At 43.7% G+C, this 8,856-nt stretch carries 11 protein-coding genes; 3 read left to right on the top strand and 8 right to left on the bottom strand.

Going from position 1 to position 8,856, the window contains the following annotated elements; translation table 11 throughout:
* Positions 1-105 precede the first annotated feature (105 nt).
* Entirely contained in the window at positions 106-1,542 is a 1,437-nt protein-coding gene (gene glnA / locus AAV90_RS10560) for a type I glutamate--ammonia ligase (RefSeq protein WP_046498760.1), read from the top strand.
* Between the two features lie 68 nt (positions 1,543-1,610).
* On the opposite strand, the gene groL is transcribed toward glnA, so the two are convergent.
* The 8 genes from groL to AAV90_RS15155 all read right to left on the bottom strand — a co-directional run bounded on the left by groL (position 1,611) and on the right by AAV90_RS15155 (position 6,912).
* Positions 1,611-3,254 carry a chaperonin GroEL gene (gene groL, locus AAV90_RS10555; RefSeq protein ID WP_046498786.1) on the bottom strand — a complete coding sequence of 548 codons (1,644 nt, stop codon included), beginning with the start codon at positions 3,252-3,254 and terminating at the stop codon, positions 1,611-1,613.
* A gap of 23 nt (positions 3,255-3,277) precedes the next feature.
* Positions 3,278-3,571 (bottom strand): co-chaperone GroES, encoded by a 294-nt coding sequence (gene groES / locus AAV90_RS10550; RefSeq protein ID WP_046498758.1) that lies wholly within the window; start codon positions 3,569-3,571, stop codon positions 3,278-3,280.
* A gap of 219 nt (positions 3,572-3,790) precedes the next feature.
* Positions 3,791-4,282 carry a MogA/MoaB family molybdenum cofactor biosynthesis protein gene (locus AAV90_RS10545; RefSeq protein ID WP_046498756.1) on the bottom strand — a complete coding sequence of 164 codons (492 nt, stop codon included), beginning with the start codon at positions 4,280-4,282 and terminating at the stop codon, positions 3,791-3,793.
* Positions 4,275-4,721 (bottom strand): MOSC domain-containing protein, encoded by a 447-nt coding sequence (locus AAV90_RS10540; RefSeq protein WP_046498753.1) that lies wholly within the window; start codon positions 4,719-4,721, stop codon positions 4,275-4,277. The genes AAV90_RS10545 and AAV90_RS10540 overlap by 8 nt, the downstream gene beginning before the upstream one ends.
* Positions 4,722-4,732: 11 nt before the next feature.
* Positions 4,733-5,212, bottom strand: coding sequence for a cyclic pyranopterin monophosphate synthase MoaC (moaC, locus tag AAV90_RS10535; RefSeq protein ID WP_046498783.1), 480 nt, complete (start codon positions 5,210-5,212; stop codon positions 4,733-4,735).
* Positions 5,213-5,218: 6 nt separating this feature from the next.
* Positions 5,219-6,199, bottom strand: coding sequence for a GTP 3',8-cyclase MoaA (gene moaA, locus AAV90_RS10530; protein WP_046498750.1), 981 nt, complete (start codon positions 6,197-6,199; stop codon positions 5,219-5,221).
* Positions 6,200-6,421: 222 nt separating this feature from the next.
* Positions 6,422-6,652 (bottom strand): hypothetical protein, encoded by a 231-nt coding sequence (locus AAV90_RS10525; RefSeq protein ID WP_157609546.1) that lies wholly within the window; start codon positions 6,650-6,652, stop codon positions 6,422-6,424.
* An 86-nt stretch (positions 6,653-6,738) separates the two neighbouring features.
* Positions 6,739-6,912, bottom strand: a complete 174-nt coding sequence (locus AAV90_RS15155; protein ID WP_198142848.1) for a hypothetical protein — start codon at positions 6,910-6,912, stop codon at positions 6,739-6,741.
* Positions 6,913-7,221: 309 nt separating this feature from the next.
* Here AAV90_RS15155 and AAV90_RS10520 point away from each other — a divergent pair, with 309 nt between their 5' ends.
* The gene (locus AAV90_RS10520) at positions 7,222-7,665 is read left to right on the top strand and encodes an NfeD family protein (protein ID WP_046498746.1); all 444 of its coding nucleotides are present in this window, start codon (positions 7,222-7,224) and stop codon (positions 7,663-7,665) included.
* Between the two features lie 31 nt (positions 7,666-7,696).
* On the top strand, positions 7,697-8,659 hold the full coding sequence (locus AAV90_RS10515; RefSeq protein WP_423229774.1) for an SPFH domain-containing protein: 963 nt from the start codon (positions 7,697-7,699) through the stop codon (positions 8,657-8,659).
* Positions 8,660-8,856 lie beyond the last annotated feature (197 nt).

Below are 8,856 nucleotides of genomic sequence, written 5' to 3'. Positions count from 1 at the left end.
TATTCCATTTATCACATATTTGTATACTGTATTCTAAATAATATATTCTTTACTATGTATACAGCCTCTGTTATAATTTGCTCCGTAAATAATAGTGAGGAGGAAATGCGTGTGTTCACCAATTACAATGAAGTAATGGATTACTGCGCAATTAATTCCATACAAATGATCGATTTTAAGATGGTCGATCTTTGGGGCAGATGGCGTCATCTCAGTATTCCAACCAGCAGGTTTACACCTGACACTCTTAAATATGGCATAGGTTTTGATGGTTCCAATTATGGATTCGCACCGGTAGAGAACAGCGATATGGTATTTATCCCGGATCTAACTACCGCCGTGCATGACCCCTTCACCGAAGTTCCTACCCTCAGCATGATTGGTGATGTCTACGTCATTAATCAACCGGAAAATTACCGTTTTGATCAAGATCCGCGTTCGATTGCCTTCAAGGCTGAAGAATATATGAAATCCTTAGGTATCGCTGATGAAATGAGAATCGGACCTGAGTTTGAGTTCCATGTGTTAAATCATGTCAGCCATGAGTGTTCCCCCAATAAATGCGGTTACGCTATTGATGCCGAGCAGGCCATTTGGAACACTGGCACAGACCATCTGAATCTGGGCTACAAGGTTCCTCACAATGGCGGCTATCATATTGCTCCACCCCAGGATATCCTCTATGATCTGAGATCCCGAATGTGTTTACTTATGGAAGAAAATAATATCCCGGTCAAATATCATCACCATGAAGTTGGGGGATCGGGTCAGATTGAAATCGAAGTTGAATTTGGCGGTCTAAGGGAAATGGCTGATAAGACCATGTTGGCCAAATACCTGATTAAAAACCTGGCTTTTAAGGAAGGCAAAACCGTTACGTTTATGCCCAAACCCATTTACGGTGAAGCAGGTAACGGTCTGCATGTGCATATGCATTTGTTTAAAAATGGCGAACCTCTATTTTATGATGCAAATGGCTATTCTCAGTTAAGCCAGACCGCCTTATATTTTATTGGTGGTCTTCTAATACATGCTCCGGCTTTGCTGGCCTTTACCAACCCCAGCACCAACTCCTACAAACGTCTCATTCCTGGCTATGAGGCTCCTGTAAGTATCTGTTTTGCTACCGCCAATCGCAGTGCGGTAATAAGAGTACCGGCCTATGCCAAGAGTCCTTACGCCAAGCGTTTTGAATTTCGTTCCTCAGACGCTACCTGCAATCCTTACCTGGCTTTCTCGGCCATGCTGATGGCAGGTCTGGACGGAATCATAAATAAAATTGATCCCACGGCCGAAGGTTTTGGGCCTTTTGATATGAATCTTTATAACCTCCCTAAAGAAGAGCAGGATAAGATCAAAAGCTTGCCGCAATCCCTGGATGAAGCCTTGAGCGCTCTGGAAAAAGATCATGGTTTTCTCCTGGCAGGTGATGTTTTTCCCCAGCGTCTGATTGAGATCTGGATAGAAAACAAGCGCAAGGAGTCCTGCAAAGTTAAAGAAGTGCCTCATCCCATGGAATTTCAACTCTACTATGATCTTTAAAAAATGAGTCAAAAACAGCCGGTATTTCTACCGGCTGTTTTTTTAGCTGTATTATAACTGAAGGCTTTCTACATCATGCCGCCCATTCCACCCATGCCGCCCATGCCGCCGCCCATGCCGGCCATGGCTGCTTTTTCCATTTCATTGGGTTTCTCGGATACGACAGCTTCAGTCGTCAGTACCATGGAAGCTATGCTGGCAGCGTTCTGTATAGCTGAACGTGCCACTTTGGCAGGATCGATAATCCCGGCATTGATCATGTTTTCATAGACATTAGTCAGAGCGTTGTAGCCTATGCCTACTTCGGCTCCCCTGACCTTTTCTACAACTACAGAACCTTCCACCCCAGCATTATTGGCAATTTGGCGGAGGGGTTCTTCCATGGCTTTTTTAACCAGTCTTACACCGGTCATTTCATCGCCTTCAGCTTCTATTTCATTTATGGCATTAATAGCGTTGATTAAAGCTGTGCCGCCACCGGATACAATACCTTCTTCAACAGCCGCCTTGGTAGCAGCCAAAGCGTCTTCGATGCGGTGTTTCTTTTCTTTAAGTTCGGTTTCGGTTGCTGCGCCAACCTGGATTATGGCAACGCCACCGGATAATTTAGCCATTCTTTCCTGGAGTTTTTCTTTATCATATTCAGAATCGGTTTCATCCAGTTGTTTCTTAATGGTATTAATGCGGGCCTTGACATCTTCCTCGCTGCCTGCTCCATCGACAATGATGGTTTCTTCTTTTTTAACTACTACCTTGTTGGCCCTGCCCAGCATTTCCAAGCCGACATTTTCCATCTTGCTGCCGGTATCTTCAGATACGACCAGACCTTTGGTCAGAATGGCAATATCTTCCAGCATGGCTTTTCTTCTCTCACCAAAAGCAGGGGCTTTAACGGCCACACAGGTGAAGGTGCCTCTTAATTTGTTAACGATTAAGGTTGCCAGGGCTTCGCCTTCAATATCTTCAGCAATCAGTAACAAAGGCTTGCCGGTTTGCACGACTTTTTCCAAAACGGGCAATACTTCGGTTATAGCAGAGATTTTTTTATCGGTAATAAGGATATAAGGATCATCCAGAACAGTTTGCATTTTATCTGTGTCGGTTACCATGTAGGGAGAAACATAGCCACGATCAAAACTCATTCCTTCAACTACTTCCAGCTGAGTGCCCATGGTCTGTGATTCTTCTACCGTAATAACACCGTCCCGGCCTACTTTCTCCATAGCTTCGGAAATAAGCTCTCCTATTTCAGGATCATCGGCTGAAATAGCAGCTACTTGGGCGATAGATTCCCTGGTTTCTACCGGACGGCTGATGGCATGGATCTCTTTGATAGCAGCTTGCACAGCTTTTTCAATACCTTTTCTCATGATCATAGGATTAGCACCAGCGGCTACGTTTTTCAAGCCTTCTTTAATCATGGCCTGTGCCAAAACGGTAGCGGTAGTAGTTCCATCACCGGCTACGTCATTAGTCTTGATAGCAACTTCCTTGACCAACTGGCAGCCCAGGTTTTCCCAGGGATCATCCAGGTCGATGTCTCTGGCAATAGTTACACCGTCATTGGTAATGGTGGGGGAACCAAACTTTCTGTCCAGAACTACGTTTCTGCCTTTGGGTCCCAAGGTTACTTTAACTGTATTAGCTAATGTGTCGACACCTTTTTCCAGTGCTCTTCTGGCATCTTCGCCGAATTTTATTTCTTTGGATATCATTACTATGTACCCTCCTTATATTAAACTAATTTTCCCAGGATATCTCTTTCAGCATTCAGGATCAGGTATTCTTCTCCATCGACTTTAACTTCCATCCCGCCATATTTGGAAAAGATAACTTTATCTCCTACCTTAAGATCCACAGGAATTCTTTCACCCTTATCATTTAATGCGCCGGGACCTACAGCCAGGACTTCCGCTTCCTGGGGCTTTTCTTTAGCTGTGTCAGGCACATACAGACCACTTTTGGTTTTTTCTTCTTGTACTTCAACAACTTTTACTACTACACGATCTCCTAAAGGTTGAATCTTCACGGATATACCTCCTCTTTATTTGTTATTAGCACTCAATAACTGCGAGTGCTAATATTATTTAATATTATTAGGCTAGACCTGTCAAGTATTCAAATCATATTACCAACGAAATCTACCCAATTTTTATCGTTTATTATTATGCTCCGGTATTTTTCTCTTTATACCTAAATATTGCAATTAGCTGTACTTAAATCCTTTTAATCCGCATCTTTTTAACCCTTATTCCTGACCACATTCCGCAGCTGAGCCGACTAAAATCTCCAGTCCATGCTCTAGAGCAGGCATGATTGCCTCCAGAGATTCACGGACCCCTTTGACACTTCCCGGCAGATTAATAATCAGGGTATGGGACCTTATCCCGGCAACGGCTCGGGATAACATGGCTTTGGGGGTTTTTTGCATGCCGTAATAACGAATCGCTTCCGGTATACCTGGGGTAATTTTATCCACTACCTCCAACGTTGCTTCCGGAGTTATATCACGATGGGAAAAGCCGGTACCTCCGGAGGTAAATATTATATCTAATTTCAGCTTGTCACACAGCATGATAAGCTTTTCTTTAATAAGTTCTTTTTCATCGGGAATGACCTCATAAAAGCAAAAATCAAAGCCTTTGTCAGCCAAAAGTTCCTTTATCTGTTGTCCGCTTAAATCCTCGCGTTGTCCGCAGGCGCCTTTATCACTTAAGATTAAAATACCAGCCTTATACATTTTGTAACACCTCAACCGGATCTCCCCGATGTATTTTCCCGCCATTTATTACTCTGCAAAAAAGCCCTTCATAAGGCAAAAGAGTCACACCCAAAGTACGGGTTACGACACTGGGATGATCTTCTTTTCCAATCTGACTTACTTCAAGTATAACCTCACGGCCTATTCTAATTCTGCCGCCAGTACCTACAGTGGTTAAATCAATCCCTGCAATGAGCAGGTTTTCGGCAAACTGCCCCGGCCCAATCTGCAGGTTTTTTTCCCGGTTTACTCTTAAAACACTTTCCCAGGCCAGGCAGGTTACCTGACGCCCCCAGTCTCCGGCATGACCATCGTTTTCTATGCCAAAATCAGTAATAACCAGGGCTTCGTCAACTTCATGCTTTAACTCTCCCCGCTGCTTGGCAATACATATAGAATACAGACTCCCCTGTGCCACTTACTCGCCCCCTATTGCTTCTTGCTTTGCAAAAATCCACTCTTGCCGCCAGATTTTTCCAGCAACCTTATCTCGGAAATTTCCATCCAGCGATCGACCGCTTTGCACATATCATAAATGGTTAGAGCTGCTATGGTTACAGCTGTGATGGCTTCCATTTCAACACCGGTCTGCCCGGTAGTTTTAACCTCGGAGTCAATAATTATTCTGGCTGACTCGTCATCCAACGTAAATTTTAAATCTACTCCACTAAGAAAAAGCGGATGGCACATGGGGATTAATGCCGGGGTTTGTTTGGCCCCCATAATACCGGCAATCTGCGCAACCGCTAAAACATCACCTTTTTTAATGGCCCCATCTCTGATCATAGCCAGGGTCGATGCTTGCATGCATACCACTGCCCGGGCTTTGGCTACCCGAAATGTATCTTCCTTGTTACTCACATCAACCATCCGGGCATACCCTTGTTCATTGATATGGTTAAGCTGCATCAGCATTCATCCTCCTATCTGGTACATTTTACGATGGTTTTCCTCTCCCCAGCCTGTATCCATATGATGTTGATTAGGTTTGCTGCGAATCGCTTTCATAAATAAATCTTTTAACTCTTCATCACTTGCACCCTGGCTTAAAAAGGTTTTTAAATTAATTTCGCTTTGGTCGTGCAAACAACCCCTTAGCTTGCCTTCAGCCGTCAGACGGATACGGTTGCATTTAGCACAGAAATGGTTGCTCATAGGACTGATAAAACCCAGTGAACCCTGTCCGCTTTCAATGCTGTAATAGCGGGCCGGTCCATTGCCTTTTAGTGCATATTCCTCCCCTAAAGGGTATTTTTTCTGAATAACCTGTTTTATTTCGGCAACCGACATCATGCGCTTAGGATTCCAGAATAACAAATCACCGATAGGCATAAACTCTATAAAGCGTATATGAAGCGGGTAATTATAAGCCAAGTCCGCAAAATCAAGCAGTTCATCATCATTAAACCCTTTAATCACAACGACATTTATTTTAATTGGATGCAGTTTAAGTTCCAAGGCTTTTTCAATGCCCTGGACTACTTTATGTAAATCCCCATTCCTGGTTATATAGCTATATTTACCTTCGTTTAACGAGTCCAGGCTAAAATTGACCCTGTTTAAGCCGGCTGCCTTCAGCTTTTCTGCCAGCGGAGCAAATAAAATCCCGTTAGTCGTTAAGGCAATATCATCAATCATATCCATTTCGTTTATATAACTGACTAATTGGTTAAGATTTTTCCGTATCAGTGGCTCTCCGCCGGTTAGTCTTACTTTCCGTATCCCCAGCTCAGCCCCAATTCTAACCATACGGGCAATTTCTTCCAGGGACAAAATGCCTGCGTGCCCAATATTTTTTACCCCATCCGCAGGCATGCAATACTGGCAGCGAAGATTGCAGCGGTCGGTTACTGAAACACGCAGATAATTTATATTTCGTCCATAACGATCCAGCATCGTTTTAATTCCCCCATTTTAAGAACAAACCGAATAAAAAAATAACGGGTTCTGTATATCTGTATCTATTTCATAATTAACCCGTCATACCCGGCTCAACGACTTCGGAAATGATTCCCAAATAACTGAGGAAGCTGAAGCATCCGCTGCGGCTATCGGGGCAAAGCTTCCGCTCCAAATCAGGAATTTTAGCATGGCGCTGATTTTGCTGTTAGCGTATTATTAAAAAACTAAAATCCCCCTACGGGGACTACTGGTATGAACTTCGTTCATAATTAAGGTTGCACCTTCGGCACTACCGATATGAACTTCGTTCATAATTAAGGGTGCACCTTCGGCACTACCGATATGAACTTCGTTCATAATTAAGGGTGCACCTTCGGCACTACTGATATGAACTACGTTCATAATTAAGGTTGCACCTTCGGCACTACCGATATGAACTTCGTTCATAATTAAGGGTGCACCTTCGGCACTACCGATATGAACTTCGTTCATAATTAAGGGTGCCGCGTTATCCGGGTCTGTTTTTTAATTAATCAAAAACATCCCAGTTCACACGCACTGATCTTTATACCTGCCTCATCACAAGCTTTTCCTACCTCCGATTTTTCTATTTTTAGATCCTCGGCCAGCTTGCGGGCTTCAGCGCAGGTAATCCTGTCCTGGTTTGATATTTCCATTAACTTCTCCATGATAACTTTACGTTCCATAATTTTAATCTCCCCTCAAATTTAGAAGACCTCGGCTTACGCCAGGCCGTTTGGCGACAGCATTGGTTAAATAAAAATGTCTTTAAAAAACCTGTCCTAATTGCAGTTTCGTCTAGCGGTTGTTTCATCTAACCGATGCAACCTTTTGCGAACATTATACAATATTGTAATGTATACAAACAATCCTGAACATATTACTCAATAAGATGAAAGTTTAAAACTGTTGCGGGTATATTATGATAAGATATTAAATGAATATAATTACCTTTTTTTATTGATATAATAAAAAAAAATTGGAGGTGGTGATATATGACTACCGCACAGTGGATTATCATCGCTGTGATCTGCGGCACCATTGAAATATTTACGCTGGGTCTATGGTTCCTTTGGTTTGCCTTGGCTGCTTTGCTGGTGGCCATAGGGGTACGGGTAGAATGGTTTAACTCTGTAGAGGTACAACTGCTGATTTTTGCCCTGGTTAGTATCATCTTGATTATTTTAACGCGTCCGCTGGCGGTAAAGCTGTTTAAAACCAAAGATACCACCAGTAACGTTAAGGCTCTCATTGGGCAGCACGGTATAGCCATGAGCAGAATTACACCACTTAGTTTTGGGCAGGTTAAAGTTAACGGTGAAATATGGTCGGCTATTTCCGACCAACCGATTGAAGCTAATACCAGGATTGAGGTTACCGGTATCGACGGGGTTAAGCTGCTGGTCAAAACAGCCGTCCCCGAGTTTAAATCAAGCTGATCTGCTTGATTAGAGAAAGGAGTTGGATATTTTGCAGTATTTCGTTAATGTAGTCTTGGTTTTGTTCGTTCTTATTATTGGTATTTCGGCAATTAAAATAATTAAACAGGCCACGGTTGGAATAGTTGAAAGGCTGGGTAAATATCATAAGACCGCCGAGCAGGGTATCAATGTCATAATTCCCTTTATCGATCGCTTTCGGGCGGTTATAGACCTGCGCGAACAAGTGGTCAGTTTTGCCCCCCAGCCGGTAATTACCAAAGATAATGTAACTATGATGATTGATACTATCGTTTATTATCAGGTTACCGACCCATTTAGATACACCTATGAAATAGCCAACCCGATTATGGCTATTGACAACCTTACGGCTACCACCCTTAGAAATATAGTGGGTGATTTGGAATTGGATCAGACCCTAACCTCGCGGGATCTGGTTAATAACAAGCTACGCTCGATTCTCGATGAAGCCACCGACAAATGGGGAATAAAAGTTAACCGGGTGGAACTTAAGAATATAATACCCCCACAGGATATTCAGACCGCTATGGAAAAGCAGATGCGCGCTGAGCGTGAAAAACGCCAGGCCATCCTGCTGGCAGAGGGACAAAAGACAGCCGCTATCCTGGAAGCCGAAGGGCAGAAGCAGGCGGTTATACTGGCTGCCGAAGGTGTCAAGGAGTCCGAGATTCGCAAAGCCGAAGGTAAACGGCAGGCTCAGATACTGGAAGCCGAAGGGGAAGCCCAGGCTATTCTTAATGTTCAGAGGGCTTTTGCCGACAGTTTAACCATGATTAAAGAGGCTAAAGCCGATGATAAAGTACTGGCTCTAAAATCACTGGAAGCCATCAAGGAATTGGGTGAAGGTCAGGCTACCAAATTGATCATACCGGCTGACCTGGCTGGATTGGGCGGAGTATTTGCTGCCTTAAAGGAAGCCGCCGCAGATATACCCCCTGCTCAGAACAAGCAGATCCCGCCGCCAACGGCTTAAAGCGAAGCGATAACGCGCCAACTTTAATTTTGAACGAAGTTCATATCGGTAGTCCCCGCAGGGGGCAACTTTAATTATGAACGAAGTTCATATCGGTAGTCCCCGCAGGGGGCAACTTTAATTATGAACGAAGTTCATATCGGTAGTCCCCGCAGGGGGCAACTTTAATTATGAACGAAGTTCATATCGGTAGTCCC

Source organism: Syntrophomonas zehnderi OL-4, from assembly GCF_000983115.1.
Taxonomy (GTDB): domain Bacteria; phylum Bacillota; class Syntrophomonadia; order Syntrophomonadales; family Syntrophomonadaceae; genus Syntrophomonas_B; species Syntrophomonas_B zehnderi.
Note: the sequence above shows the minus strand (reverse complement) of the source record. Positions and strands in the feature narration are given on the sequence as shown.

What these genes read in the sequence shown, in the direction of transcription:
- AAV90_RS10525 (WP_157609546.1), bottom strand. Translation starts at nt 6,652, where the DNA reads ATGAACGAAGTTCATATCGGTAGTGCCGAAGGTGCAACCTTAATTATG.
- moaC (WP_046498783.1), bottom strand. Translation starts at nt 5,212, where the DNA reads ATGCAGCTTAACCATATCAATGAACAAGGGTATGCCCGGATGGTTGAT.
- moaA (WP_046498750.1), bottom strand. Translation starts at nt 6,199, where the DNA reads ATGCTGGATCGTTATGGACGAAATATAAATTATCTGCGTGTTTCAGTA.
- AAV90_RS15155 (WP_198142848.1), bottom strand. Translation starts at nt 6,912, where the DNA reads ATGGAACGTAAAGTTATCATGGAGAAGTTAATGGAAATATCAAACCAG.
- AAV90_RS10520 (WP_046498746.1), top strand. Translation starts at nt 7,222, where the DNA reads ATGACTACCGCACAGTGGATTATCATCGCTGTGATCTGCGGCACCATT.
- glnA (WP_046498760.1), top strand. Translation starts at nt 106, where the DNA reads ATGCGTGTGTTCACCAATTACAATGAAGTAATGGATTACTGCGCAATT.
- AAV90_RS10545 (WP_046498756.1), bottom strand. Translation starts at nt 4,282, where the DNA reads ATGTATAAGGCTGGTATTTTAATCTTAAGTGATAAAGGCGCCTGCGGA.